Source organism: Candidatus Fusobacterium pullicola (assembly GCA_018883725.1).
GTDB classification, from domain to species: domain Bacteria; phylum Fusobacteriota; class Fusobacteriia; order Fusobacteriales; family Fusobacteriaceae; genus Fusobacterium_A; species Fusobacterium_A pullicola.
The window spans coordinates 65,775-91,860 of the sequence record JAHLFN010000016.1 but is presented as its reverse complement, the minus strand read 5'-3'; the positions used below and the strand labels follow the sequence as shown (position 1 = coordinate 91,860).

Annotated in this window: 28 protein-coding genes and 1 pseudogene; 3 read left to right on the top strand and 26 right to left on the bottom strand. The window is 24.9% G+C overall.

The window, feature by feature from the left end:
* Positions 1-106: 106 nt before the first annotated feature.
* The 26 genes from rpmF to IAA47_01875 form a co-directional block, all read right to left on the bottom strand.
* On the bottom strand, positions 107-289 hold the full coding sequence (rpmF, locus tag IAA47_02000; protein MBU3841766.1) for a 50S ribosomal protein L32: 183 nt from the start codon (positions 287-289) through the stop codon (positions 107-109).
* A gap of 36 nt (positions 290-325) precedes the next feature.
* Positions 326-808 carry a DUF177 domain-containing protein gene (locus tag IAA47_01995; GenBank protein ID MBU3841765.1) on the bottom strand — a complete coding sequence of 161 codons (483 nt, stop codon included), beginning with the start codon at positions 806-808 and terminating at the stop codon, positions 326-328.
* Positions 809-896: 88 nt separating this feature from the next.
* A complete protein-coding gene (gene ychF / locus IAA47_01990) occupies positions 897-1,994 on the bottom strand; it encodes a redox-regulated ATPase YchF (GenBank protein ID MBU3841764.1) in 1,098 nt (365 codons plus the stop codon).
* 234 nt (positions 1,995-2,228) lie between these two features.
* Positions 2,229-2,966 (bottom strand): hypothetical protein, encoded by a 738-nt coding sequence (locus IAA47_01985; GenBank protein MBU3841763.1) that lies wholly within the window; start codon positions 2,964-2,966, stop codon positions 2,229-2,231.
* Positions 2,959-3,381: a hypothetical protein gene (locus tag IAA47_01980; protein MBU3841762.1), complete on the bottom strand. Its 423-nt coding sequence runs from the start codon at positions 3,379-3,381 to the stop codon at positions 2,959-2,961. The genes IAA47_01985 and IAA47_01980 overlap by 8 nt, the downstream gene beginning before the upstream one ends.
* A gap of 14 nt (positions 3,382-3,395) precedes the next feature.
* Positions 3,396-4,418, bottom strand: coding sequence for a hypothetical protein (locus IAA47_01975; GenBank protein ID MBU3841761.1), 1,023 nt, complete (start codon positions 4,416-4,418; stop codon positions 3,396-3,398).
* Entirely contained in the window at positions 4,412-4,945 is a 534-nt protein-coding gene (locus IAA47_01970; protein ID MBU3841760.1) for an ImmA/IrrE family metallo-endopeptidase, read from the bottom strand. Before IAA47_01970 ends, IAA47_01975 begins: the two co-directional genes overlap by 7 nt.
* A gap of 331 nt (positions 4,946-5,276) precedes the next feature.
* The gene (locus IAA47_01965; protein ID MBU3841759.1) at positions 5,277-6,911 is read right to left on the bottom strand and encodes an ATP-binding protein; all 1,635 of its coding nucleotides are present in this window, start codon (positions 6,909-6,911) and stop codon (positions 5,277-5,279) included.
* A 247-nt stretch (positions 6,912-7,158) separates the two neighbouring features.
* Positions 7,159-7,971 carry a hypothetical protein gene (locus IAA47_01960; GenBank protein ID MBU3841758.1) on the bottom strand — a complete coding sequence of 271 codons (813 nt, stop codon included), beginning with the start codon at positions 7,969-7,971 and terminating at the stop codon, positions 7,159-7,161.
* A 240-nt stretch (positions 7,972-8,211) separates the two neighbouring features.
* Positions 8,212-9,261, bottom strand: coding sequence for a hypothetical protein (locus IAA47_01955; GenBank protein MBU3841757.1), 1,050 nt, complete (start codon positions 9,259-9,261; stop codon positions 8,212-8,214).
* A 481-nt stretch (positions 9,262-9,742) separates the two neighbouring features.
* On the bottom strand, positions 9,743-9,922 hold the full coding sequence (locus IAA47_01950) for a hypothetical protein (GenBank protein ID MBU3841756.1): 180 nt from the start codon (positions 9,920-9,922) through the stop codon (positions 9,743-9,745).
* Between the two features lie 422 nt (positions 9,923-10,344).
* Positions 10,345-13,332: a DnaJ domain-containing protein gene (locus IAA47_01945; GenBank protein MBU3841755.1), complete on the bottom strand. Its 2,988-nt coding sequence runs from the start codon at positions 13,330-13,332 to the stop codon at positions 10,345-10,347.
* A gap of 63 nt (positions 13,333-13,395) precedes the next feature.
* On the bottom strand, positions 13,396-13,866 hold the full coding sequence (locus IAA47_01940) for an OmpA family protein (GenBank protein ID MBU3841754.1): 471 nt from the start codon (positions 13,864-13,866) through the stop codon (positions 13,396-13,398).
* A 10-nt stretch (positions 13,867-13,876) separates the two neighbouring features.
* On the bottom strand, positions 13,877-14,488 hold the full coding sequence (locus tag IAA47_01935; GenBank protein ID MBU3841753.1) for a DUF1232 domain-containing protein: 612 nt from the start codon (positions 14,486-14,488) through the stop codon (positions 13,877-13,879).
* 17 nt (positions 14,489-14,505) lie between these two features.
* Positions 14,506-14,733 (bottom strand): hypothetical protein, encoded by a 228-nt coding sequence (locus tag IAA47_01930; GenBank protein ID MBU3841752.1) that lies wholly within the window; start codon positions 14,731-14,733, stop codon positions 14,506-14,508.
* 24 nt (positions 14,734-14,757) lie between these two features.
* The gene (locus IAA47_01925) at positions 14,758-15,270 is read right to left on the bottom strand and encodes a hypothetical protein (protein ID MBU3841751.1); all 513 of its coding nucleotides are present in this window, start codon (positions 15,268-15,270) and stop codon (positions 14,758-14,760) included.
* Between the two features lie 158 nt (positions 15,271-15,428).
* Positions 15,429-15,950 (bottom strand): JAB domain-containing protein, encoded by a 522-nt coding sequence (locus IAA47_01920; protein MBU3841750.1) that lies wholly within the window; start codon positions 15,948-15,950, stop codon positions 15,429-15,431.
* 167 nt (positions 15,951-16,117) lie between these two features.
* A complete protein-coding gene (locus IAA47_01915) occupies positions 16,118-16,459 on the bottom strand; it encodes a hypothetical protein (GenBank protein MBU3841749.1) in 342 nt (113 codons plus the stop codon).
* A gap of 111 nt (positions 16,460-16,570) precedes the next feature.
* On the bottom strand, positions 16,571-16,831 hold the full coding sequence (locus tag IAA47_01910) for a hypothetical protein (GenBank protein ID MBU3841748.1): 261 nt from the start codon (positions 16,829-16,831) through the stop codon (positions 16,571-16,573).
* Positions 16,831-17,115, bottom strand: a complete 285-nt coding sequence (locus tag IAA47_01905; protein MBU3841747.1) for a hypothetical protein — start codon at positions 17,113-17,115, stop codon at positions 16,831-16,833. Before IAA47_01905 ends, IAA47_01910 begins: the two co-directional genes overlap by 1 nt.
* A 16-nt stretch (positions 17,116-17,131) precedes the next feature.
* Positions 17,132-17,767, bottom strand: coding sequence for a hypothetical protein (locus IAA47_01900; protein ID MBU3841746.1), 636 nt, complete (start codon positions 17,765-17,767; stop codon positions 17,132-17,134).
* 16 nt (positions 17,768-17,783) lie between these two features.
* Positions 17,784-18,077, bottom strand: coding sequence for a DUF960 domain-containing protein (locus IAA47_01895; protein MBU3841745.1), 294 nt, complete (start codon positions 18,075-18,077; stop codon positions 17,784-17,786).
* Between the two features lie 17 nt (positions 18,078-18,094).
* On the bottom strand, positions 18,095-18,391 hold the full coding sequence (locus IAA47_01890) for a hypothetical protein (GenBank protein MBU3841744.1): 297 nt from the start codon (positions 18,389-18,391) through the stop codon (positions 18,095-18,097).
* Positions 18,392-18,393: 2 nt separating this feature from the next.
* Entirely contained in the window at positions 18,394-19,239 is an 846-nt protein-coding gene (locus IAA47_01885) for a hypothetical protein (protein ID MBU3841743.1), read from the bottom strand.
* Between the two features lie 213 nt (positions 19,240-19,452).
* Complete coding sequence (locus IAA47_01880) at positions 19,453-19,947, bottom strand: siphovirus Gp157 family protein (GenBank protein ID MBU3841742.1); 495 nt, start codon at positions 19,945-19,947, stop codon at positions 19,453-19,455.
* A 199-nt stretch (positions 19,948-20,146) separates the two neighbouring features.
* On the bottom strand, positions 20,147-21,877 hold the full coding sequence (locus IAA47_01875; GenBank protein ID MBU3841741.1) for a hypothetical protein: 1,731 nt from the start codon (positions 21,875-21,877) through the stop codon (positions 20,147-20,149).
* Positions 21,878-22,075: 198 nt separating this feature from the next.
* Here IAA47_01875 and IAA47_01870 point away from each other — a divergent pair, with 198 nt between their 5' ends.
* From IAA47_01870 to IAA47_01860, 3 genes and pseudogenes are all read left to right on the top strand, one after another.
* On the top strand, positions 22,076-22,651 hold the full coding sequence (locus IAA47_01870) for a hypothetical protein (GenBank protein MBU3841740.1): 576 nt from the start codon (positions 22,076-22,078) through the stop codon (positions 22,649-22,651).
* Positions 22,652-24,367, top strand: coding sequence for a BREX system Lon protease-like protein BrxL (locus IAA47_01865; GenBank protein ID MBU3841739.1), 1,716 nt, complete (start codon positions 22,652-22,654; stop codon positions 24,365-24,367). It abuts the gene before it with no gap.
* Positions 24,368-24,627: 260 nt separating this feature from the next.
* A pseudogene (locus IAA47_01860) lies at positions 24,628-26,085 on the top strand (recombinase family protein).
* Position 26,086: the final 1 nt, after the last annotated feature.

The following is a 26,086-nucleotide window of genomic DNA, read 5'->3' as shown; positions in this document are numbered from 1 at the left end:
TATATTATACATCATATTTTAAAATTTTAAAATTTTTTTTATATAATTTATAATAAAAAAAGACAAGAGCTTATCTTGTCTTTTTTTATCTAATTAAACAATCTAATTACTCAGCTTGTCCTGCTAGAACTTGTTTACCGTTGTAATCTCCACATGCAAGACATACTCTGTGTGGTCTTCTTGGAGCTCCACATTTCTCACAAGTTGTTAATCCAGTTCCAGTTAAAGCGTGATGAGATCTTCTCATGTTTTTCTTAGCTTTAGATGTTTTCTTCTTAGGTACTGCCATCTTAGTTTCCCTCCTACTTACAATCTTATTTAAAAATTAATTTTTTATCTGCAATAATTGTTGCCAACGTGGATCTATTCCATCATTACTATGTTTCTCTATTTCTGAATCATCTTCACAACTAGGCTCACATTGTGGGTATGGTGGCATATCTAATAATATATACTCTCTTACCAAACTTTCTAAATCTATAATCCCATTTTCTATAGGATCATAAATCTCATTTTTATCAATTTCACACTCTGTATTCAAGCTCTTTAAATACTGAGTATATTGATTCTCATCTAAAAAAGTTCCCATAAAATCATTTTCTAATTTCAAATCAAACTCTTTTAAACATCTTACACATTGTACCCTTAATGTTGTTGAGTAATGTCCACTTATTTCAACTTTTCCATTGTTATTTACAGCTGTTCCAATAACATGTACTCTTTCTACAAGTTCAATATCTTCTATGTTCTCCATATAAAAATCGAACTCTAAAATCTGGTTTTGAAAATCTTTAATCTCTAATTTCAAAACAATTTCCTCCAATCGTACACCTAGATATTTTACTAACTTTTTTAGATATTGTCAAGTAATTTTTCTTAACAAAGGATTTTTTATTCTACACATTGAATAAAAATTCCATTAAATCTCCATCTTGTACTATGTACTCTTTTCCTTCTAGTCTTAGAACACCAGCTTCTTGTGCTCCCTTCCATCCAGAATACTTTATAAAATCTTCAAATGATACTACTTTAGCTCTGATAAATCCTTTTTCAAAGTCTGTATGAATCTCTCCAGCAGCTTTTGGTGCTGTATCTCCTATCCTTATTGTCCAAGCTCTTACTTCTTTTACCCCAGCAGTAAAATATGTTTGAAGTCCTAATAACTTGTATCCTGCTCTGATCAATCTATTTAATCCAGCCTCTTCTACTCCTAAAGCTTCTAGATACTCTTTTTTACTCTCTTCATCATCCATCTCTTGTAACTCAGCCTCAACTTTTGCTGAAACTATTACAACTTCTGAACCTAATCCTTTAGCGTACTCTCTAACTTTTTCTACATACTCATTTCCTGTAGCTAAATCATCTTCAGATACATTAGCTGCAAATATCATAGGTTTTAAAGTTAGTAATTGGTAAGTTCTAACTAACTCTAACTCTTCTTCATTCATAGTTAAAGTTTTAAGAAGTTGAAAATTTTCTAAGTGAGCTTTACATTTCTCTAAAACTGGCATAAGAGCCATTGATTCTTTATTTTTATTCATAGCTAATTTTTTATGTTTCTCTATAGCTTTATCTACAGTTTCCATATCTGCAAATATTAATTCTGTATTAATTACCTCTATATCTCTTATAGGGTCTACTGAACCACTTACATGAATTACGTTATCATCTTCAAAACATCTTACAACTTGGCAAATAGCTGCTGTTGTTCTAATGTTTGATAAGAATTTATTACCTAGCCCTTCTCCCTTTGCTGCTCCTTTTACAAGTCCAGCTATATCCACAAACTCTACTGTTGCTTGAACTACTCTTTGTGGATTGATTATTTTTGATAACTCATCTAATCTTGAATCTGGTACAGTTACCATTCCTACATTTGGCTCTATTGTACAAAATGGATAGTTTGCTGCTTCTGCTGCTCCAGCTTTTGTTATAGCATTAAAAAGTGTTGATTTACCTACATTTGGAAGTCCTACTATTCCTATTCCAATCATCGACAAACTCCTCCTAAAATTTTTTATCAATATAAATTTTATCATACTTTAAATTTTTTGTAAATCTTTTCTCTTAGTTTGTATTGTAAAAAAAGACCAAAGCTATCACCACTTTAGTCTTAAAAATCTTTTTGGTGGAGATGAAAGTCAACATAAATTAGCTATATCCATCACTGCTCCTAAACTTAGAAAATGGAGAGCCATTTAAATGGTTCTCCTGATTATTGTTTTTCATCATTTTTTTATTAATAATTTTTTATGAATCCAACCTATTTCTGACTTATATTCTACTTTCATCCATTCATCGTTAATTTCTATCTTTTTTACTATTTCATTTTTCTTTAAGATATTTTTTTTATTAGCATTAGGAGCTGGAAATTCTCTTAAAATTATATTATTTGAACAAGTAACAAAATATTCATCTTGATTATAAATTAGCCATACTTTATTTATTCCTAATAAAGATAGTATTATTATCAAAATTATTAATCCTTTTTTAAAAATTTCATACTTAGAAACAATTATTTTTGAGTTGATAATAATTTCAGTAGCATAATCTTTATGTAGTTTAGAAAAATTTATACTGGTATTCGGAAACAAATAATTATTTTTAAGACTTTCTAAATATTTTGTTACATCTGGGTTTCCATTAGTAAAATAATTACTAGAAATATCATAATAAAAAATATCTACTGAATTATTTATATGATTATTTTTTATTTTATTTTTAGATTTTATTGTAAATTTAGGTATAAATGAGGATATTACAACAAAAGTCCCTATAAAAATTAAAAATAATACAAGAGTTGAAAATAATTTATGAGAATCTTCTAATTTATCGATAAACGTATAAATTATTCCTAAATATATAGATAATAATACACTATTTTTTGCTTCAGCAAAAGTAAGCCATGAATTTACTAAGTTAAAAATTTCCTTTAAATAGTTTTCTAATTTTTCTTCATTACTCATTTTTTTTACTCCTAGATAAAAGTTCAGTTATAATTTCATAAAAATCATTTGCATTTCTATGGTATGAAATTTCATGATAATTACTTAAATCAATTTCTTTAATTAAATTATTATATTTATCATGAGTTATTTTTCCTCTTATATTTTTAACTATTCCTATAATTCTAAAACCTAATATTCTTTTATTTTCTTTATCTAAATTGTATAATTTATATATATTTTCTTCAACTTCAAGTTCCACTCCAAATTTCTCTTCGTATTCTTTTTTTACTATCTCTAAAATATCCGAAATCTTAAAGTTATCGTTTAATCCTAATTTTACATATCCAAAATCATATACATCATTTTGCCTTTGAAACATATGAATTTTATCTCTACTTTTATTTAAACAGATAATAGTAATATGAAATTCCAATGTTTCACCCTCTATTAAATTTCTACTAATAGATTTTTTTCATTTATTGTTTTATAAATTTCATCTATTTTTTTAGTTAGATTCAGATTTTGACATATTTTATCTAATAAGTGTGTTATCTCTTGAGAATTTTTTTCATCAACTACCTCTTGATTCAAACTTATATATTCCTTAGTTAGTTCACAAAATTCTTCTTCATCATAAAAGAAACTCTTATTGAAATCTTCTAAAATAAAATCATTATCATCTAAATTTTCTTCATCTTTCAATTTTTTAAGATGTTTATTATGATACCATATAATCGGATATTTTCTTTGATTCCAAACACCTTTCATTTTTCTATAACCTATAAATTTTAAATTATCTTTATATCTTTCATATTTTGAAATTAAATATGCTAATTCAAAACTTAAAGCAAATCTTCTATTACGAGTATATTCAGCAACTCTGAACCCAATATCAATATCATACCCTTGAAACTCTAATCTTTTATCATTTGTCATATAACCAACTTTATATTTTACATTTTGAGCTTCTCTATCATTTTCTGAAACAATAGCTAACCAAGCTGTTGCTTTTAAAGAAATCAATTCTGGATACTTATATCTATAATTAGTGTCAAAACAATTTAATTTTATTTTTTCATTTAATATATCTTTTCGAACTCTATTTAATATAGCAAAAACAATTTCAATACTTTCTAATATTTCTTCCATTTTATAAACTTCTAAGTAAAAAATGATTTCATCACCAATAGTTCTCCAGTATTGCATAATTTGTATATTTTCATCCATAAGTGTTTCAATTTCTCTAAATATTTCTCTAATTATATTAATAGAATTTTGTAAAGCTATTGTTTTATACTGTGTAGAGTTAACTATATCAAACGAAAAAAATAGAGTCACATATTTTTTTGTAACCATATTTGGATATTCTGAGTTTAGATTATCAAAAGAATCTTTTTTTATACTCTTGTCTTTGTTTATTTTTTCTTTTAATTCATCTCTTTTGGTTATTAGTATACTTTCATCTACCATGGAAATATTCCTAACCACCTTCCTCTATTAATGATAGCCTGTCTTGAGACTCTAAATCTCTCAAGCAAAGGCTCTATATTATAAAAATTATTTTCATTTCTATTTTCCATTGCTAGCTTTAAAAATTCTTCTTTGGGCATAAGTAAATTAGCAGCGAATTCATTTGCTTGAAATTCTAATAAATCACTACCTAGTCTTGTATAGCTTTTTCCAACTTCTATTTCTCTCCAAGCTTCATCATTTACTAGATAAGACATATGTAAAAATAAATGCCCTAGTTCGTGTGCTAAAGAAAAATTTATTCTTTCAAAAGTATGATACGGAGAAATTGTAATTGAGAAATATGGGTTTTGATCATCACTCATTTTAGTTATATATGCATCATCTGGAAAATTTGGATCAACTCTTAATTCTCCACCTAATCTTAAAATAGAATTTTGCCAATCTTCAAGCGTAGTAAAATCTTTAATTGATAATACGTCTCTTATTAAAGTTGTTAATTTCTCAATATTTTTATTATTAGCCATGATATTCCCTTCTTCCCACAACTTATTTTTTGTTTACCGATTATTCTATCATATTTTTATAAAAAAAACAACAAATGCTTTTAGAAATAATACGATAAAACAATTAAATTTTATATCCATTAGTTTAATAATTTTATTAAAATATTTATAATCCTCGGCATAGAAATTACTATTTTCTTTGATTATATGAATCTAAAATAATAGCTTGAACTTCTTCAATATCGTTAATAGACTCAATATAAGAACGATAATTTAAAGTCCACAGAAAATTCTACATTATACCCCTGTTATACTAAAAAATAGTGAAGATTTTACTCTCCTCTATTTTTTATTATTCAATATAGCTACTTATTACTTTCTTACCATCAAAAACATAGCCTAGCTTGATTATCTCGGTTACTCCATATCTCTCTAGCTCTATATAGTATTTATTATCATCTATCTGTTGTAAAGCTTTTTCTATTTCTTTCTCTGGTTTCTTAGTATAAGCTCTTTTCAATTCTAAGATATATCCTGCTTTTGTCTTATCTCTTGGAAATAGTATTATATCTGCCCTACCATATCCAGCTTCCATATTTGATTTAGGAAGATAGTAACCATCTAAAGCATAGAAAAATCCAAGTAATAACATATGGTATGGATTTTCATAATATTTTGTTATATCATGTGAACTCATTGTATATAAAACTAATTCTTCAATGGATTTATTTAACTGCTCTATATTTTTATCTCTCAAAGCATCTCTTAATCTATCTACTTTATCATAATTTCCAAAGACAATAGTTAAAAACTCATCTTTAAAGAAATTCATAATCTCTATATTAGGTATTCTTACCAAGTATCTCCCATCATCTAATCTACCATTTATAGTTAGATAACCAGAGTATAGCATAAGCTCCCATACTTCACTTGCTGATAGATTATTCCCAAATCTTACATTCTCAGTTATTCTTACTGCTACCTCTTCTTGATTAAAAATTCTTTCAAGAGTTTTTAATCCCTCTTCTCCAGTATGTTCTAAAAGTTCTCTTATCATAAAGTTAGAACTTGTATTTATCCAATATGATTTTAATTCTTTAAACTGTACAAAGTTTAATATACTCCAAGGATTGTATATATCACTTTTTCCAAAACTATAACCATCATACCATTTTTTTACTTCTAACATTTCATAGCCTATCTTATAGTAACTAAGCATAGCTTTTACTTCATCTTCTACTAATCCAAAACTTTGACTATATTCATCATTTAAGGTTGTATAACTAATAAAATTATTTAAGTCAGAGAATATTCCTGCTTGAGCTACTCTAATTATTCCAGTAAGTACTCCCATTTGTAAATACTCATTAGTTTTAAGTACATCTCCATAAAAAGATTTTAGGAAATCTCTCATCTCGTTGTAGTATCCTTTTTCATAAGCACTCATAATAGGAGAATCATATTCATCTATTAATACAACTACTTTTTGATTATAGTATTTATATAATAATTTACTTAAAAAAAGGAGAGAACTTTCTAATTGTGCAGTATTGCTATTTCCTTTTGCTATATCTCTAAATTTATCAATTTCAAATTCATTTAAAACTTCCATTAAGAAAGAATAATTTATATATAAATTAGAAATTTTATCTTTAATTTTATCAAGAGCATCTTCAAACTTAGTACTACTTATTCCTTTCATACTCAGAAATATTACAGGATATTTCCCTTGCTCATTTATTAATGGAGAGTTTTCTATATATAAACCATTAAATAATTTTCTATTCTCATCTTTATTTTCTATATCAAAGAAATATTTAAGCGTAGACATATTAAGTGTCTTTCCAAATCTTCTAGGACGACAAAATAACTTTACTTCTGCTCCATCAATTAATACATCTTCTATAAATTTTGTCTTATCTATATAATAATAATTTTCTTCAATTATTTTTTTAAACTCCTCTACTGCAATAGGTATTTTTTTCATAGCTATATTACTCTCCTTTCTTTTAGATATATGATATTTATTATACCATACTATAAAGAAAATCCCTATTTTATTTTATAACTAACATTTCTTCCTTATGTTTCTACTACTCTATCAATCCTAACACTAATCTAACACATCTTAACACAATAATATCCTATACTATCATTGATAGCAATTCAACTTTAAATTTATAATTTTTCACGTTTTCTAATATATTTTTTAGCTTAATTCTCACATTTTCCGACTATTTTGATATTTTTATCTTATAGCTGATATTTCTCCCCTCTCTAATCTTTTCTATTAGTTCTACTTCTAACATCTCTTTAAGATAGTTCACTACACTTGTACTTTTAAGTTCTAGGTGTTCTTGTATCTCTTTATTGCTTACTGTTCCTCTCTTCTCCATAAACTCTAATACTCTTCTATATTTATCACTTATAACCTTACCATTAACTGTGTATTCTGGTTTAGGTAGAATAACTTGGAATATTCCACCAATAGATTTAAATACTGGTTTTACTTTATATTCCTTATATGCTGATAACATCTCTTGGATTCCCTCTCCATTCCCTTTAGTAAAAACTACTTCTTGAAACACTTTCATTAGACTAAGATTTCTTGGTACTGATATCCCTAACCTTATTCCTTCAACTGTTAAATTACCTATTAACTCACCTAAAGAGGTAAACTCTACCCTATCTTTATATATCCTTATGATAGAATCTCCATTATAACTATAATCTCTATGTAGAATCATGTTTTTAAGAGCTTCTAATAGTGCTTTTGCAGGATATTTCATTTCTGTTGATACTTTACTCATTTTTTCTTTTATAAGAGTGTATTGAGCTATTAAAGAACCAATAACCACTTCTACTTTCCCATCATCTATATAATCTATAAGTTTTATTCCATGAGTACATTGGTCTGATAATAATTTTCCTTCATAAGTTATCTCTCCATCACTAGATAACATATTTAATTCTACTAATTTTTCATCTGTTAATTCTATTCCTAATCTCTTAAATTCTTTCTCAAGTTGTGTAAATGAATACTCCATTTCCTTTTTTCTCCTTATTATATATTATCATCATTATTATATCATAATATTATAATATATGATTATATAATAAAAATATAAGAGATATATAAAATAAAAAATCAAAATAAAATATAAAACGATTAGAAATTTTAAAAAATATCATCAGAAATATTATCACTATTATAAAAATAGGTAATGCCATAATGTCATTACCTATTTTTTTATCAGCTATATATCATAAAAAAAAAAGTATTTTTATTACTGAATCCTTAATCCTTCTATATATTTTCCCATTTCACAAATAATTTTGTAAGTATCCATTATAATTATTCTTTCTTCTTTTTGATATTCATTAAGAATTTTTCTTACTTTTGTAATAGCACTCTCTCTTGTTTTAGGATTGTCTATTCCCATTTTTATTGCTCTTCTTAGTATTTCATAATCATATATGTTATTTAAGTTTTTAAGGATGAATACTTCATAATTAAAGTTTCCTAAAGCTCTTTTTTGAGATAACAACTCAGAAAGATTCCTTGCATTCTCATTATAAAAGTTTTCTATTATCTCCCTATTCAATACATTTTCAAGAATATAATTTTTATAATCATCAAAGTATTCTCCTAAAATATCAAAATTTTTAAAATCTTCCAATGAAAATATTTTCCTTCTTATTCTTTTAGAGACTTCTAATCTCATTCTTCTTTTTAAATTTTGATAATTTGCTATTATTTCCTCTAGTCTTTCTTCTCCTAGTTTTGTTTTTAGATTTTGATATTGGTTGTAAATCATTAATCTATCATTTGATGACTTATTTGTCTTACCATTATCAGAATATACAACTGTTTCATACTTCTCCTCTAGTAAGTCTACATATCCCTTTGCTCTAGCCTTCGCCTTTTGAGTATTATAAACTAAAGCGAATATTTTATAGGCATTAATATAGCTATGAAACTCCATATCTTCTTTCATATAATAAGTAAATGGGATATCTACTCTTGCTAATTTAACATCTACAATTATTACTCTAAAAAAAGGATCACAGAGTATAGAGTTTATGAGGTGGTTTTGAACTTCAAAGCACTCTTTTCTTGTAGTAATTAAGTAAGAGTTATCCCCATTAAAATATCTAGGATATGATATCTTAAAAATAGCACCTAGTTTTCCTTCTTCTGTTCTAGACACTTCCAAGAAATCACAATAACGATATCCCATTGGACTTGTTAAAGAACTTACATAATTTTTAAAGCTTTCAATCTCTTCTAATAAAGGATTCCCTCTGAAGTTAAATTTTACTTCTATTGTATCCATATAATTCCTCCATTTTATTATAAAATATTAATATATTTCAGTGAGTGCCTTCATTTCACTTTCAATGAATTCAGCACTCACTGATTAAAAAAGATAAAAAAATCCCCTAAAATAGCCTTTTTAGGCTATAAAATGGGGATTTTAGACCAATATTTACACCATTTTAAACTAGCATAAATAATTCCATATTTACAGTACCCCTGAAGTATGAAGAGGGCTGTAATAACATTGAAGAATAAATTCTTCTCTAATCTACACTTTTTTGTTATAGTAAATTAGTTTTTTTATATATGTATTAGTAGTTTTGATAGTTTAAAATGTTAATTTACTATCTTATTACTTTTTAAATATGTACATATATATTGTTAGATATATTCTTTAGTTTTTCATTAAAATATTTAATTAAGTTATATCTTATACATGTATGTTGTTATATATAAAAAAAGAGAGGTTTCCCTCTCAATTTCTAAGTATAAAGATTTTAATCTGTTCCTATATATTTTTTAATAATAAGAGCATTAATTCTATTATCATAAAATAAGGTAACTTCTCTATCCTTTTCAGTTATACCCATACTTCTAATTATATCTTGATTGATAGATATATTATATTGTTCTGCAATTCCTTTCTTAGATTTTCTATATGACAATTTCTTTTTCATAGTTATCCCTCCATTCTACATGTACATTAGTATTGTTAGAGAAAATAAAAAAATTACTCTAAAGTTTTTTATATCTATCATATAAGATTAGTTATATTAATTTATATCGAAATAATATTATAAATAATATTATTTCTCTTAGCTTGTACATGTCATTATATATAATTATTTTTTAAATAAGTTTTTATTCATCAATTTTTAATAAAAATCTTTAAAATAATAAATAATAATATGTAGAAGGGAAAGGATAAATGTAATTTAATAATATATATTATATATAAATATACTAAATAATATATACAATAAGATGTTAAGATATGAGAAAATGGATAAGAAAAAAGACTGAAAAACATCTAATTTCTTCAGTCTCTACTAACTAATTTAATTTCTAATAATCAAGGAGGGTAAATACACAAAATTAATTACACTCTCTCATAATAAGAAATATCATTCTTTAAAAACTCTTTAAATATACTTAATATTTCTTTTATAGCTTTAACATTTTCTCTATCAAATGTACTCATATTTTTAAAATCTAATAACTTAAATTCATCATCTTCAATATTATAAGAAAATATATTTGTAGGTATTTCTAAATCTGGAATGACATAATACAAAAAGTTACCAGAACCAGCGTATACTTCCATTGATAAAATACCTTCTCTTGAACAAGCTATTCTATATGTATATCCATCTTTTCCAAAAAACATAAAATATACATATTTCTTACCAAATTGTTTATCCTTTTTTTTGAAAGAAGAATATCTAATTGGATATCCTTTTGAGATATTTTCTAATTTTTCATTATCGTAGGCAGTAATTTCTATTGCTATATCTTGATTTAATATTTTTTCATTTGTTACTTTTGGGATAGATTCAAATCCTGATATTAATAAATAGTTTGTAATATTATCTTTTAATAAATAATAACCTATTCCAAATAATAATATTATTAAAAATATCAACTTAAATTTTTTACTTCTTGGTTTTATATTTTTTATTTCAGTTAAATTTTCTTGAACTTCAATAATATTATCATTATATAAAATATTAGAAAATGGTTCTAATATTTTAAGTATATTATTAAGTTTATCTATAATATAATTTAATTTTTTTTCATAATTTTTTAATTCATCTAACTCTTTTTGATTTTTTTTATCCTCATCAGAATAAAAGAAAAAAAGAACAATAGGAGTTCCTACTATAGTTAATATTCCTAAAAGAAAACCTAAATTTTTTATACCTAAATAACCAGCTATAATAGTAAATATCAATGTACCTAATGGTCTATTTTTTTTATCTTCTTTAATGCTATTAGATTTTTCTATTAAAGTTTTTTTAATTTCTTCCTTTTGTTGGGAATAAATATTTTTTTTATCAAAACTAAATTTTTTGATAAAGCCTAATTTATTAATTATCTCTAATTCATCATTTTTTAATTCAGATATAAATTCTATTTTTTTCTCTATATTTTCAATATCATTTTTATCTTTTTCTATATTTATTTCTGAATAATTTAATTTTAAATTTAAAAGAAAATTTTCTAATTCTTGTATTTTTAATTCCATTTTCTTTTTTCTTTCATTATCTATTTCTTCTTCTAAAATTTTAATTTTAGAATTAAATAATTTTAACTCTTTTATAGAATTATTAATTTCATCTTTATAAGAAATAAAAATTTTATTTTTTTCTATTTCAAATATAAAATTACTAATCTGTTCATATATATATTTTAGATCCATTAGATTATCTTGAGTTATATCAACTTCTATTTTTTGATGATTCAATAAATATTCTAAACACATTATAAAATCTTCTATATCATCTATATTTTTAATTTTAAATATATCCTCTAAAATTTCTTCTAAATAATATTCATCATATTCTTCTAAATTTTTTAAATTTTCAATAGCTTCCATCACAAAAGAATACATCTTATATTTTAGACCAATATATATATTTAATAGATTTATTACTTCAACTTCATCTTTTAATATGATATTTAAAATTTCAATTAATTCATCAGAAATATTTTCTTTTTCAATTGCTTCTTTAAAAACAGAAATCCAATATTCTGTAGTTAATACAGCTGGTATTTCATAAAAACTATAATTTTTACATTCTGGATAAAATTCTTTTAAAAATAAAGTAACTATTTTCTGTTCTGTATTCATTATTAAATTATCTATATTTTCATTAGTAATATATACAGAAGTTATTTCATTATTAAAATCATCAAATTTAAACACAATATCTCTAGCTCTAATTTTTCTTGCAAAATCTTCTAAATTCACTGGTTCTAATTCCTTTAATAAATCAAAATTGGTATCGTTTGCTTTAGCATGAGAAAAATTCATTTCATTTAGTGGAAGAGTTTCAGAAAACTCTAATAATAAGCTTTCATTTAGAGCTAAATATTCATAGAAAGAATCTTTCAAATTAATTTTATCAATAATTATTTCATCTTTTAAATTATAAATTTTTCTTAAACAATTATAAAAAATATACTCTTCATTTTTAATCCCTACAATATATTCTTTATTATCTTTTTTATACTTAAAATTATAAATATATTCAATAGGGTAACTTCTTAGCCTTTTTATTACTTCTTTATTCTTTCTTCCATGTGAATAATAATATTTTTCTATTTCTCCACTATCTCTATAAAAAGTTGAAAAACCTGTTATTTTTCCTCTTATATACTTTACTTCCTCTACTCCATCAGTATAATATAACTTTGCTTTTCCTTCTCTATAATCATCTTTATATAAAACTTCTATATCTTCCATCTTTAAAATTATAGAATTATTTTCTGATAAATCTATTTCTTTCCCGTGTTTATATTCCTTTATTTTTTTAGAGTATTTTAAATCTGTTGAAGAAAAATATTCTTCTTTTCCATGTTTTATTCCTTTAAGATAACATTCTCTTTTAGTGTAAACATGATTTTCTCCATATGTATATGTTAAAACTTCTCCAGAAATTATTCCTTCAACATAATTTTTTTTATATGCATCATTTCCGTTTTCATAACTAATAGTAGTTAATCCTTCTCTATATCCATTTTTTACCTCTGAAATTCCTTTTCCATTAGCTAAAGTTACATAGAAAATTTTTCCTGTTATTTTTTTTCTAGTTTTTTTATCAAAATATAGTTCTTTTCCTTCTGAGTCTAATTCTGTAAAAAATTCTGTTATTGGTTTATTCTTTTCTTCATTATAATATTTTTCTAATATTTCATATGCTTCATTAACTTCTTTTAGTTTTTCCTCTGTTAACTCCTTAATATTTTCATCTTGATATAAATCAGGATGATATTTTTTACATAATTCCTTGTACATTTTTTTTATTTTTTCAAAATCATCATTTTGATTTACTTTCAATATTTCATATGCTCTACTTAAATCCATAGCTTTTCTCCCTAAATTATCATTTTAAATGAACCTAGAATTTTTTCTAGGTTCATTTATTAGCTATTTAACAATTTCTATCTTTACACTTCTGTTTTTAGCTTTTCCAATTATTGTCTCATTTGAATATAAATATTCTTTTCCTCCTAAATCATACACAAGAATTTTACTTGAATCCACTCCTTGAGTTATTAAGAAATCTTTTATCATATTAGCTCTTTGTCTTCCTAAATTAGAAAATCCTTTTTCTTTTTCTAAAGAATCTATATATCCTTTTAATAAAATTTTATGTTCTGGTTTATAATAATAAGTACTTTTAAATTGCCAAGCAAAACTTTTTAACTCTTCAAAATATGTTTTAGACAAATCAGCACTGTATGGAGCAAAACTTATTACTTCTCTTTTAAATTGAGGAACAGAAGTATCTTTCACTGAAGTTTTAGCAATAGACTCATCTAACTTACTATTTAATGTTTCTAAACTGCTACATCCTACTAAACTAAAAGTTGTTAATATTATTAGTATCTTTTTCATAATCTATCTCCTATTCTCTTATAATATTTCCATTTTCGTCAATATAAACTTCTTCTCCATTTAATATAATAAATTGATTTCTTTCTGAACCATTATATTTATTTGAATTTTTTGTTTCTTCTTTTGATATATTTTGTGATTGTGATGGTGTATTTATATTTTTTATCACTGTTTCTTCAATTGATATATTTTTTTCTATATTATTGTTTGGTATACTATTTCTATTTATAGTTTCAGAGTAATTTATTTTATTTTCATTTTTGATTTGTAAGTAATAATAAATTCCTCCACCTATTACTCCTAAAAATAAAATTCCTATTATCCAAGATTTTATATTACTAGTTTTAGGTTTTTCGGTAATAACTATTGTTTCTTCACTATTTTGAGCTTGGTTACTATAGGAATAATTTGTTGAAACTTGTTTATAGTTATTTTCATATGGTTTATAGTCATAAGAAGATATATTTTTTTTATTTCCTTTATCTTCTAAAAAATAACTTAATGCATAAAGTAATGCCATTCCATCATCAAGTAAACCAAATGGTCCTAATAAAACTTCTGGAAGGATATCAATAGGTGATAAAATATAAAGTATTGCTAAAATAAGTTTAAATTTTTCCATTTTTTTCTCCTTTTTAATTATAATTTAATATAAGTGTTTATTCCATTTCTAGTAGAATGTAATTGAGCTATTCTTTTTGGACTTAATTGAGCTTGCAATCTATTTTTATATGTACTAAAATTACTTTCGTTTTCACATACTTTAGTTGCTAATAAGTCATAAATAGTAAATTTCATTCCTTTTGAATATCTCATTTCTACTTCATTTAAAGCTTTTTCCACTTGAGCATTAATATCTCTTATCATACATTTATTCCCCCTTTTTATTTTTTAAGCTATAAATTCAATATATTTAACTTCAAATTGGTATTCCTTATCCTTAGTTTTAGCTCTTAGAAATGAATACCCCGTTGATATATCTCTTTCTAAGGCTATTCCTACTATTTCCCAAAGAGTTCCTTGATAATATATCTTTATCTTCTTTTTCTTCTTTACTGCTTGTTCTAACTGTATAAATAAATGTTTAAAAAGTATTTTCTGTCTTATACTTGGGTGTAAATTAGCATAGGTTATAAATAAGTTTTTTAAAAATACTCCTTCTTCTTCAATATGACTTAATTTAAGCATATCAGGAAAAAGCTTAGTATTTTTTTCATTAAGAGAAAATATAATTGATTTTTTCTCATCTACTGTGTCTAATCCTAATTCTAATCCTCTTTCAAATCCTAATCCCTCAACTATAAGATTAAATAAAGTTTCTCCCTTCATTCCAAAATACTCTCTATCTGTTTGTAAAACTTCTTGAACAAGCTTAGGAAATGTGACTCTAACCTTCCTTCTCACATGCTTCCTCCTTACTATTCCTTATTAGTATAATTATACAACTTTTTCCAAAAGGCAAAAAAGGAACATTTTTTTTATTTTTTCAAATCAAGACCTTTTATTTAATAATGGTTTATTAACTTTTTTACACTATAAAACGTACTCACTATGAGTACATTTTATAGTAAACCTTCTTCTTTAAAGCTAAAATACTCATCATTTCCTATTATTACATGGTCTAATACCACTACATTTATTCTTTCTAATAATTCTTGAAAAGCTTCAGTCAATTGGATATCTTGTTTACTTGGTCTAAGATTTCCACTTGGATGGTTATGTGCTAATATTACTCCTGCCGAGTTATATCTCAATACCTCTTCTAATACTACTCTTGGATATACTGCTGATTTATCTATAGTTCCATAAAACAGTGTCTTTTCAGCTATAAGTTTATTAGCATTATTTAAAAATAGTATTTTAAACTCTTCATTATATCTTGGAGATAGATTTATCTTTAAAAACTCGAGCAAATTCTCTTTATTCTTTATAGTAGTTAAATCTCTTCTTTTTATTCCTTCTTTGCTTATATAGTGTATAAGCTCCTTTAATTCCTCTATCTCTTGTGTTCCTTCGTAACTTCTCATTTTATATATAACTTCCTCTTTATCTTTACACTTTAGAAATTTTAATATCTTCTTCATAAGTTTCCTCCAATAAAGTAAAAGGACTCCTTAATAGGAGCCCTCATCACTAGTCATCTATATTATCTTCCATATAATAAGTATTATACTTATCTTCAAATCTCTTCATATATTCTTCATACTCTTGTGCTACTTTCTTATAGTTAGTTTCCATTACTATATAGCTTTTACGATGTGAGCCATAGCCATAGTCTAATCCTATCAGAATAATCTCTACTACATAGATATTTACATTCTGCTCTTTTAAAAGATAGGAAATACTTTCCAGTTAGTAAATTCTTCTTTACCTTTGGAGATAGACTTTTCTTTGATGTACTAAGTCTACCAATTATTTCTTTCTCATTGATATATCTAAAGCTAAGTAATTCTCTATCATCATATATTGAAAATGTTCTTTGAAATGCTTGTAAAGCTTCTTGAAATGTATCATATTCATTTATTGTATATTCAGATAATTTTGGTTTTTTCTTATTCTTTATTGCTATTGCCATATGTAAGTAAAACTTCATTTTTCATCACTCCTCTTATTTCTTATTTATAATCTCATCTATAGCTGTTACTGCTGTTCCTACTGCTACTAATATTCCTCCAACTACTCCTAACATATTAATTCCTCCTCTTTATGCTACATATTTTCTATATACATTTAAAAACTCTGCTATCTCTTCAATGTTATTTACATTTAAACTTTCGTACTTGATATAGAAGTTATATAAACTAGCTATACTCATATCCTTATCAACACTAGCTCCAGTATTCTTGAAGTATCTATAAATCTCATTATAGAATACTATTTTAAAGGCTCTCTCAAATATCTCTTCCTTATTTAGTGCTAGTATAGAGCTTTTAAATTTTAAATATTCCTCTGTCAATCTATCCATTAGTTCTCCTCCAATCTCTTTATATATGCTTCTATGAAATCTTCTGTATCTTCAAATCTTCCTACAATATACCCATCACTTTCCATATAGAAATAGTATAAGTCTTTAAGAGATTTTATCTTTTCTAAATCTCTTATCTTTATATCTCCATACTCAAGATAATTCATAATATCAGTATAGAACTTTATCTGCTCTGCCATAGTATAAACTTCTCTACTATCCTTTTCCAAAGTTTCCTCTTCAAACTCTATATATTCATCTAATAACTTTTGATAATTATTCACTTCTCATCATCTCCTATTATGCTATTAACTCTGCACATGCTTGTGATATCTTCTTATCTTTAGCATTGGCTCTTAGATATTTGATATAGTTAATATCCTTATCATATATCTCTTGTAATGTAAGTCCTTTATATTTACCAAACTCTATTACTATCTTAGTACTTCCTACTACTTTAGGTTCGTCTTTCTCTGCTTCTAATTTTTTAAATGTTAGGTTATTATCCTCAAGCTCCAACTCTGGCTCTACTGTAAATACATAGCCTTTGCCTTGTTGTCTTACTGGATACCATTTATTTTTAGCTTTATATAAATATCTTCCTATTCCAAATCCACTACTTGCTACTCTCTTAAAAGCATTTGAAATTCCCCCCTTTATACTTTCATACTCTGTCATACTGGCTCCATCTTCTTTGGTTATCCATCTATCATTAATTTTGATAGATAGAGAACAAATAAATCCTGCTGATACTTCTCTATATGCTACAGTCCATCCATCTATTCCAAATAGCTCATCTAATCTATTTTGAATAGCTCTTGCTTGTACATAAGCAAGAGCCAATCCCTCCATTTTATCCTTATTTACTGCTCCAACTCTAAATTCTAATTCCTCCCTAGCAAATGGCTCTCTTAACTTCTCTAACAATTTATCCATACTCTCAATCCTCCTTTTAATATTCACTCGGAAACATAATAGTCCAATATTCTCCTACTACTTCATCTAGTCCTAATACTGCCCATACTTTACACTCCTTAACTTCATAACTTAATTCAAACTCTTTTTTATCCTTCGGTTCCTCTTGCCTATTAGTCATCTTTTTATCTTTGAACTCAAATATTTGAAATGGATCTAAACCTTCACTCTCTTCCTTTTCTTCTTTTAATCTTAAAGCTGATACAACCATTAATAATGCTCTTACATCTAAATCGTGTCTTACTAGTGGTGTCATAAATATAGTTCTCATTCTATCTCTCCTTTTAATTAAATTCTTACTCCTATGATTATTTCTTTAGCTAGATTATTAACAACTAGCTTCCCATTTAAAATATCTTGAAATATGTATCTTGAATCATCATCTGGAATATCTATAATTGATAGATTAGTCTTATTCTTTTGCTTTACTTCTTCTAACATTTCCTTTATAACAGTTTTTGGAACTTTTGGAATATTTCTATTAGTTTCAGATAATGATATACTTATAACCTTTCTTACATTGATTTTTTCCATCTCTGCTATTAACTTCTCCAATATTTTAATAACTCTCTTTGTACTTAACATAATTATGCCTCCTCGTTTCCTTCTATTAAATCTATTAATCCTTTTTTATCAATACTTCCATATAGCAACTCTTCAAATGATGATAGAGCTACATCAAATGCTTCATCTAATCTTACATCCTTACTTTTCCATAAAGCTATGTACTTATACTTCCCACTTATATCCAAATTAAAATAGGAACCATATAACATGGCTCCTATCTCTGCTTCTACTTCTTCTTGATTTTGACTTTTGACATCTTCTTTGAAATGATTTAGATAATGAGTGAACTCATGCATTAAAGTTCCACTCATAGCTGCATATTTATCTTTTCTAAGTTTAATAGTATTTCCATCAGTACATCCTCTAGCATGAAGTTCTTTAACTATATTAACTGGAAGATACTGCTCTACTATTTCCTTAGATTTTTTAAATAATTCAGTTATTTTATATTTACTCTCCCCTCGTTTCATCCTAGTATCAATCTCTGGAATAGCTACCGCTTTATCTGTGGCTATAGTATTTTTTATATCAAATACATTAGCATATCTGTATCCATAAACATGTTGCTCTTCTTTCCCATCAACTATCTTTTTACTAATTAATGGTACTAGAATTTGAATAGCTTTAGCTCCTTTCTTAATATTATATCCTAACTCTTTCCATCTTTTAAAACTAGCTACCATAGTAGCTGTCTTATCTTGCTTATAAATTAAAATGTTATTTCTAATACTGTAGTTATAGAAGTTCTTTCTCCTAAATTCTATAAAATCTTTTAGCTCTTGTGAGTTCTCTAAGAAATCTTTTATCTTATCATTTATATTTTCTTTTATTCCTTCAATTATTTTCAATAAATTCTTATTTTCCATTTTATACTTTTCCCTCCTAAAGTATGTATAAATCTATACTTTTTTGCCAAAACTATATATATTTTTCCTAGATAGGAATTAGGAAAGTTAGAATTTATGCTACTTTCATCATTCCTAAGATTTTCCTAATTCCTTAAGATTTTTCCCTAGGATTCCTATTTTCCTTTGAAATCCTTAATTAAGATTTTTATTTTCCCCTAAAAATCCTCAAATTTATTTCAGTAATAATGAATAATCCTCCTTAAGGATTGCTCCACTAACTGCTATATTTTTCTTTAAGCTATCCTTTATTAAAGTTTTTAATGGTGCTTTTTCCTCTTTGATAACTAAGTATTCTTTAGGTATCTTAGATATATCTATTATTTCTACACTCGTAGTTTTCCTTAGACTGATATTACCTAGATCAGTTTCAATCTTTTTCTTATCTAGCTCTAGTAAGATTCCCTTGATATATCCCTTTAGTGAAGTTATCTTCTTCTCTCTACTCTTTTTAAGTTCCTCTAGTCTATCTATTTCAGTCTTAGCTACTACATTCTCTAGCTCTAAGTTTCTAATGTATCTTACTATATTAGAACTTTTGCTCTCTAGCTCTTCTCTTAAGTACTCCATCACATCATCATAGTTCGTTTTGTCCATCTCATCTTGATTACTTTCTAAAAAGATATCCAAGGTATCAATCATAGCATTTTTAATCTCATATGCTTTCATATTTTCACTCTCCTATTTGTTATTTGTTAAATCATCAATAGCCTTAATAGTAGTCCCTACTATAACTAAAATTCCACCAATTGTTCCTAATATATCTAATTCCTCCTTTGCAATATAAAAAACCTAGCTCATAAGAACTAGGCTTAAATTTGTTTTATAGCTATACTATTATGTTGCATTCTATAATATATAATTATTTTTAAAATAAATAATTAATGGCTGAGACTTTTCCTACTACATTAAAGTCATTTTCTAATAAAATAAAATTAAAAACATGAGTACATATTATATCGGAATTAGCAAAAAAATCTCCTAATAAAATTTGACTTTCAAAAATATAAAAGTTCATATTTTCTACATTTTTTATTTCTAAAAATTTCACTAAACAATAATGATTATTCTCTCTTAAAATTTCTTTGCTTAACGTTTCTCTTGAAGTAGAAATATATTGCTCTTTTATAATTTTACTATCTATAACTTTATTTGTATGAAGATTTAAAGATAGCTTTTGAGTATTTTTTAATATCATTTTTTCATTCAAGTGTATAATAAAGTCTTTTCCTATATTTCTTGTAAAGTTCTCAACTTCACTCAAAATAATATTTATTTTAATAGTTTGATGTCTTATTAATTCTATACTTTTTAATATTTTTTCTTTATATATATAGTCTTCTATATTCATTTTTTCATAAAAAGTAATTGCTTTATCAGAATAGTTATTTTTTATTCTATCTCTTGTTTTGTATTTAAAATAGATATAATATAAATTAGAAATATATTGAGTAGTATCTTCGGTATATTGTAAGTAAACTTCTGAAAAATTTTTTATTGATGAATCATTGAGAAGTTTGGCTCCTGATAAATATTTATTGTATTCTTTTTGACTTGTAAAAGAATCTTTTAAAACTTTATCTAATTTTTTATCTTTTTTTATTAATTCATCTAAAGTAATTATTGTTTGAACATATGAAAGACAACTCATTCTAAGTGGAGTTGTTAAATAAAAACTTGGAGATATACTTTTAAAAGTATAGTTTTCATCTTCTAATTTAAATAATAAGCATTTTATTAATTCTTCTTCTAATACCTCATATTTAATTTGAACTACTTTCAACTGTTTACTCAAAATTCTAAATATTTTAAATTCATTTTTAATAGTACTTTTTAATCTTAAATTGGTTATATATATCTTTTCTAAAATACAAATTGAGTGAATTATACATCGTACTAATAAATTACTATATTCTATAATAAAACTATTAGTTATTTTAGTAATATATTCATCATATATTTTAATTAATTCCTCTAATTCTTCCAAAGTTAATAATTCAACTTGTAAATAATATAAAGACTTTAAAATAATTTTTTCTATTTTTTGTTTTTCTAATTCTAATTCAACTTCATATTTACGCTTTTCTAATTCAAATTCAAATTCTTTTCTTGTTTTGTTATATATTTCTTTTATTTTTTCATCAGTTAAAGTATTTGATGATTCCCAAGGATTATTACTAAAATTATTTTTATCTAGCTCTTCTTTAGTTATTGTTATGGTTTGATAACCCATGACCTTATTATATTCTTTATCTATATCTATATTTTCAATTTTTTCACTTTGAATATTTGACATTAATTCACTTTCAAAATTTTTTAAAAAATTTTTGAAGCCATCTTTTAAAATTAAACTACATTTTTCTGCCTTTAATTTAATAAAGTTATAGTCATATGTTTTTAAATACATTTCTTTTAATAAATTTTCTATATCCATTTTATTTAAATCATCTCCTAAAACTCCTATTTCTTTTAAAATAATTTTTTCTTCAAAAAATACACTTTTAAGATTAAAATTCACTAATGTTAATTCTGTTATTTTGCCATTTATTCCATTAACAAATGTATTATTATTATTTGTAGAAAAAAAAATACGTTTCATTAAAATTACCCCTTTTTTGTAATAATAAAAAGACATTCACTTCCTTTAAAATATTTCTTGTAAAATATGATTAGAAAAAATAAATTCTAATTAGGAAATTATTATCTAATTATAACAAAATTTATTCTTTCAATAAAGCAAAAAAACTTATATTAAATTACTTACTGGTGAAATAAAAGTATTAATAAGGAGGAAGTAATGGAAAAAATCGAAAAAGAAAAATTAATAAAACTATGTTCAGTATTGAATAATTTTAATTGTTTGCAATTGTTATATGGAAAAGTATATAAGTCCTCTGAACTGGCATTTTTTTTAGAAAATTCTAATTATGTTGTTTTAGGCAGAGGAATTATTAATAGTAAAAGTTTAAATATATTAGAAGGGCAAGACAAATTGAAATATATAGAAGAAAACTTTATTCAAATTCAATCAGAAAAGGAATTTCAAGCTTTTAAGGAGAATTTGTTACTTACAAAAAAAGAAACTGATCAACAAAATCAGATATCAGTAGAGCAGTGGAAAATAAAATTAAAAAATGTAATAGAAGAAAATACTTCTGAGAGCATATCAGATGAAGATAAGAAAAAAATCTTTGAAACCATCTTAAATTGTCCAATAAAAAAAGAGGAGATAGAACCTTATTATTGGGAAGTATTTGATATCGTAGGAACTGCAGAAAAAACTAGAAATATATTTAATGCTAAAGATGGGATAAAGCTTAATAAAAATGATTTCCCACAAAAAAATAGATACAATAAAGAGGAGGAAAATTAAATGACAACACTTTCTGATAATATAATAAAAGAAACAATAGAAAAAATGGATGGGAAAGCTTTCAAAGAGATAGTTTTAAAATTAATGGAAAGAGAAGAAAAAAAGGAGAATCTACCATATGAAATAGTAGATTTAGCTAAAAATAAACCTTCCTTTCCAATATTTATTTCTTCCATAGAGAAGAAGTTACGTTATGATGATGAAATGGTATCTAGTAATAATAGTTTTGAAGCTTTTATAAATACTGATACCTACACTAAAGAATATGGAATAACTCTTAAAATTAAAGATAGTAATTTAGACCTATTTCTCCCACTACCAGATAAAATAAAAAAAGAGTTTTACCTAAATATAAAAACAGGTACTTATACCTGTGAAGGAGAAATTAGATATACTCCAGAATTAGATGTTTTTACAGTTCATTATCTCAAAATTTATGCTTATCAAGACATATTTAATATTTGGAGTAATTTGATTTCTAATACTGATAGAGCAGTTAGATCTAGAATAGATTTTCTCCTTTCAAAATTTGGACTTGAACCAAATAATTTACTATATATAGAAAAAATAGTATTCTTACTACGACTAGTTCCTTTAGTCGAAAAAAAATATTTAATGGTAGATATTTCAAAGAGAGAAATAGGAAAAAGTCATGTATACTCTATGCTAGATTTTAACTTATATACTAATTGTGTAACTAGGAGTACTGCATTTATAGATGGACGGAATGGAAAAGAAGGTGATTTTTTCTCTGAAGATATAGCTTATATAATTGATGAAATAGGAAAGGTGAATGATCCAGAAGTAATAACTTCAGTCCAAGTTTATAAAAACGGGGATAAAAACGAAGGAACTATTCAAGCTGGAAAAGGTAATAAAAAATCTAGTAACTCAATTATTTTATTAGGAAATCCCAAAATTATTGTTGATTTTAATAGAATATTTAAAGATAGAATTAATATATTTTCTAATACTATAATTGATAAAAATGAGGATAGTACAGCATTTTTAAGTAGAATTGACAGTTTACTTCCATCTTATGGTTGTCGTACTTTTGATTCTTTGATGTTAAATAAAAATGGTAAGGATGAGAAGTTTATAGATATATTTAAAAATGTTTTACCAGTACTAAGAGAAAAAGAAATTAATATTTCTGAACTCTTAAAAAAGTTTGATTTACCTTTATCTTTTAATAGTTCTAGAGAAGAGAATGCTATTTTTAAAACTTTAGAAGGACTATTAAAAATTTTATATCCTGAAGTGTATATAGAAAATAATAATCTTTCTCAAAAAATATTAAACTTTCTAGTAGTAATTGCTATTCAAACTCGTCAAACAGTAAATAACCAAATAGCGATAATAGAAAAGAGAGAATTAGGAAATATCAGTTTTTATCCTTATAACATTAAAAATGTTTATTTTAATTTAGAGGGTAGCTATGTATATACTCCTCATAGAATATTTATAAATGAGGGAACTGCAATAAGAAAAATTCCACTTGATACAGTGGGAATAGAAATAAATAAATTAGAGATAAATTATTTAAAACAAATGAATTATCAATTTGAAGAAATGGGAATTGGAGAATTAAGACATTCTTTGAATATTACAAATAACTTTGAAAAGAGTAATCTTATGTTTAATTATTTAACTGGAAATATAGAGAAATCTGGACAATATAATATTATAAAAAGTTATTCTCTAATTAATTTTTGATTAATTATATATCATAATAATGAAATCATGTAATGGAGGTATAAAATTATGAAACTTAAAAAAATAGAAGAGGTTAAGAAAAAAATGATAATCAAGAAAGAAGTATATATAAGTATTCAAGAAGAGGAAATAGATAGCAATACTTTGATATCTAGATTAGTCAAAGATTTATTTGGGATGTAAATACTTGGAGTGAGAGAGGGAAACTTTCCTCTCTCAAATTTAAAATAATAAAATTGTAAAAATTATGGAGGTAAAATATGAAGAAAGCAGTAGCATATTGTAGATTTAGTTCAGATAATCAAAGGACAGAGAGTATAGATGCTCAAGTAAGAGCAATAGAGGAATATTGCAGAAAAGAAGGGTACACCCTAATTAAAATATATAAAGATGAAGCTATATCTGGAACTTCTATTGATGATAGGGAAGAGTTCTTAAAAATGATAGAAGATTCCAAGAATAAGGAATTTAATTATGTAATAGTACATAAGTTTGATAGATTTGCAAGAAATAGATATGACCATGCTATTAATGAAAAAAAGCTAAATGAAAATAGAGTAAAACTTATATCTGTTTTAGAGCAATTAAATGATTCACCAGAGGCTGTAATTTTAAAATCGGTATTAACTGGAATGAATGAGTACTATTCCCTTAATCTAGCTAGAGAAGTTAGAAAAGGACAAAAAGAAAATGCTTTAAAGTGTGTACATAATGGGGGAATACCACCACTTGGATATGATTTAACAGAAGATAGGACTTATACAATAAATGAGGAAGAAGCCAAAGCTGTAAGATTGATATTTAAAATGTATCTTGAAGGAAGAGGGTATGCCTACATAGCAGATGAATTAAACTCTTTAGGATTTAAAAATAAGTTAGGGAAACCTTTTAAAAAGATAAGTATTAGAGATACCCTATATAATGAAAAATATATTGGAAACTTTATTTTTGGAAAGAAAGATAAGAAAGGAAAACTTACAGGTAAAGAGATAAAAATAGAAAATGGAATACCAGCTATTATATCCAAAGAAGATTTTGAAAAAGTCCAAATAATGTTACAAAAGAAAGTTAGAAGTAGTTCTGGTCGTTCAACTGCATTAACTCCTTACCTTTTAACTGGATTATGTGAATGTGGAGAATGTGGAGGAAGTTATTCTGGAGGATATAGATCAGTCAATAGAAATAAAACTGTTTCATATGGTTATCAATGTAGAAATCGAAAAGATAAGGTCAATGATTGTAAAAATACACCCATTAGACGTGAGGTATTAGAAGATTTAGTAATAACAACATTAAAAGAAAATATTTTCTCTACTTCACAAATAGAAATAATTACAGATAAAGTATATGATTATGTTCAAGATACTTTTAAACGTTCTAACAAAGAGTTAATTAAAATAGATAAGAGCTTAGAAAAATTGAAAATAAAAGCTGAAAAATTATTAGATTTAACATTAGACGGAACTATTTCAGATTATGAGTATAGAAATAAAAAAGGAGAGATTGATATGGAAATATTAAACTTAAAAGAAGAAAGATTTAAATATACAGATGCCCCTAAATTTATGGATAAACAAAAAATAAAAAATCATCTTATTGAATTAGGTAAGAACCTAGATTCTAAAGATGAAAATTTACTTAAAATTTTAATCCAAACTTTTGTAAAAAAAATTGTCGTTCATCGTGACTCAATAGCCTTAGAACTTAGAATTTTTCCAG

Bases quoted from the DNA above. Each gene is read 5' to 3' on its own strand.
- IAA47_01945 (MBU3841755.1), bottom strand. From the start codon at position 13,332: ATGGATTTAAGTAGAGCATATGAAATATTGAAAGTAAATCAAAATGAT.
- IAA47_01895 (MBU3841745.1), bottom strand. From the start codon at position 18,077: ATGAGAACTATATTTATGACACCACTAGTAAGACACGATTTAGATGTA.
- IAA47_01890 (MBU3841744.1), bottom strand. From the start codon at position 18,391: ATGTTAAGTACAAAGAGAGTTATTAAAATATTGGAGAAGTTAATAGCA.
- IAA47_01930 (MBU3841752.1), bottom strand. From the start codon at position 14,733: ATGATAAGAGATATTAATGCTCAAGTGGAAAAAGCTTTAAATGAAGTA.
- IAA47_01975 (MBU3841761.1), bottom strand. From the start codon at position 4,418: ATGGTAGATGAAAGTATACTAATAACCAAAAGAGATGAATTAAAAGAA.
- IAA47_01940 (MBU3841754.1), bottom strand. From the start codon at position 13,866: ATGAAAAAGATACTAATAATATTAACAACTTTTAGTTTAGTAGGATGT.
- ychF (MBU3841764.1), bottom strand. From the start codon at position 1,994: ATGATTGGAATAGGAATAGTAGGACTTCCAAATGTAGGTAAATCAACA.
- IAA47_01865 (MBU3841739.1), top strand. From the start codon at position 22,652: ATGACAACACTTTCTGATAATATAATAAAAGAAACAATAGAAAAAATG.
- IAA47_01915 (MBU3841749.1), bottom strand. From the start codon at position 16,459: ATGAAGTTTTACTTACATATGGCAATAGCAATAAAGAATAAGAAAAAA.
- IAA47_01960 (MBU3841758.1), bottom strand. From the start codon at position 7,971: ATGGAGTATTCATTTACACAACTTGAGAAAGAATTTAAGAGATTAGGA.
- IAA47_01935 (MBU3841753.1), bottom strand. From the start codon at position 14,488: ATGGAAAAATTTAAACTTATTTTAGCAATACTTTATATTTTATCACCT.
- IAA47_01955 (MBU3841757.1), bottom strand. From the start codon at position 9,261: ATGGATACAATAGAAGTAAAATTTAACTTCAGAGGGAATCCTTTATTA.
- IAA47_01900 (MBU3841746.1), bottom strand. From the start codon at position 17,767: ATGGATAAATTGTTAGAGAAGTTAAGAGAGCCATTTGCTAGGGAGGAA.
- IAA47_01870 (MBU3841740.1), top strand. From the start codon at position 22,076: ATGGAAAAAATCGAAAAAGAAAAATTAATAAAACTATGTTCAGTATTG.
- IAA47_01885 (MBU3841743.1), bottom strand. From the start codon at position 19,239: ATGGAAAATAAGAATTTATTGAAAATAATTGAAGGAATAAAAGAAAAT.
- IAA47_01880 (MBU3841742.1), bottom strand. From the start codon at position 19,947: ATGAAAGCATATGAGATTAAAAATGCTATGATTGATACCTTGGATATC.
- IAA47_01985 (MBU3841763.1), bottom strand. From the start codon at position 2,966: ATGAGTAATGAAGAAAAATTAGAAAACTATTTAAAGGAAATTTTTAAC.
- IAA47_01970 (MBU3841760.1), bottom strand. From the start codon at position 4,945: ATGGCTAATAATAAAAATATTGAGAAATTAACAACTTTAATAAGAGAC.
- IAA47_01950 (MBU3841756.1), bottom strand. From the start codon at position 9,922: ATGAAAAAGAAATTGTCATATAGAAAATCTAAGAAAGGAATTGCAGAA.
- IAA47_01965 (MBU3841759.1), bottom strand. From the start codon at position 6,911: ATGAAAAAAATACCTATTGCAGTAGAGGAGTTTAAAAAAATAATTGAA.
- IAA47_01920 (MBU3841750.1), bottom strand. From the start codon at position 15,950: ATGAAGAAGATATTAAAATTTCTAAAGTGTAAAGATAAAGAGGAAGTT.
- IAA47_01875 (MBU3841741.1), bottom strand. From the start codon at position 21,877: ATGAAACGTATTTTTTTTTCTACAAATAATAATAATACATTTGTTAAT.
- rpmF (MBU3841766.1), bottom strand. From the start codon at position 289: ATGGCAGTACCTAAGAAGAAAACATCTAAAGCTAAGAAAAACATGAGA.
- IAA47_01910 (MBU3841748.1), bottom strand. From the start codon at position 16,831: ATGGATAGATTGACAGAGGAATATTTAAAATTTAAAAGCTCTATACTA.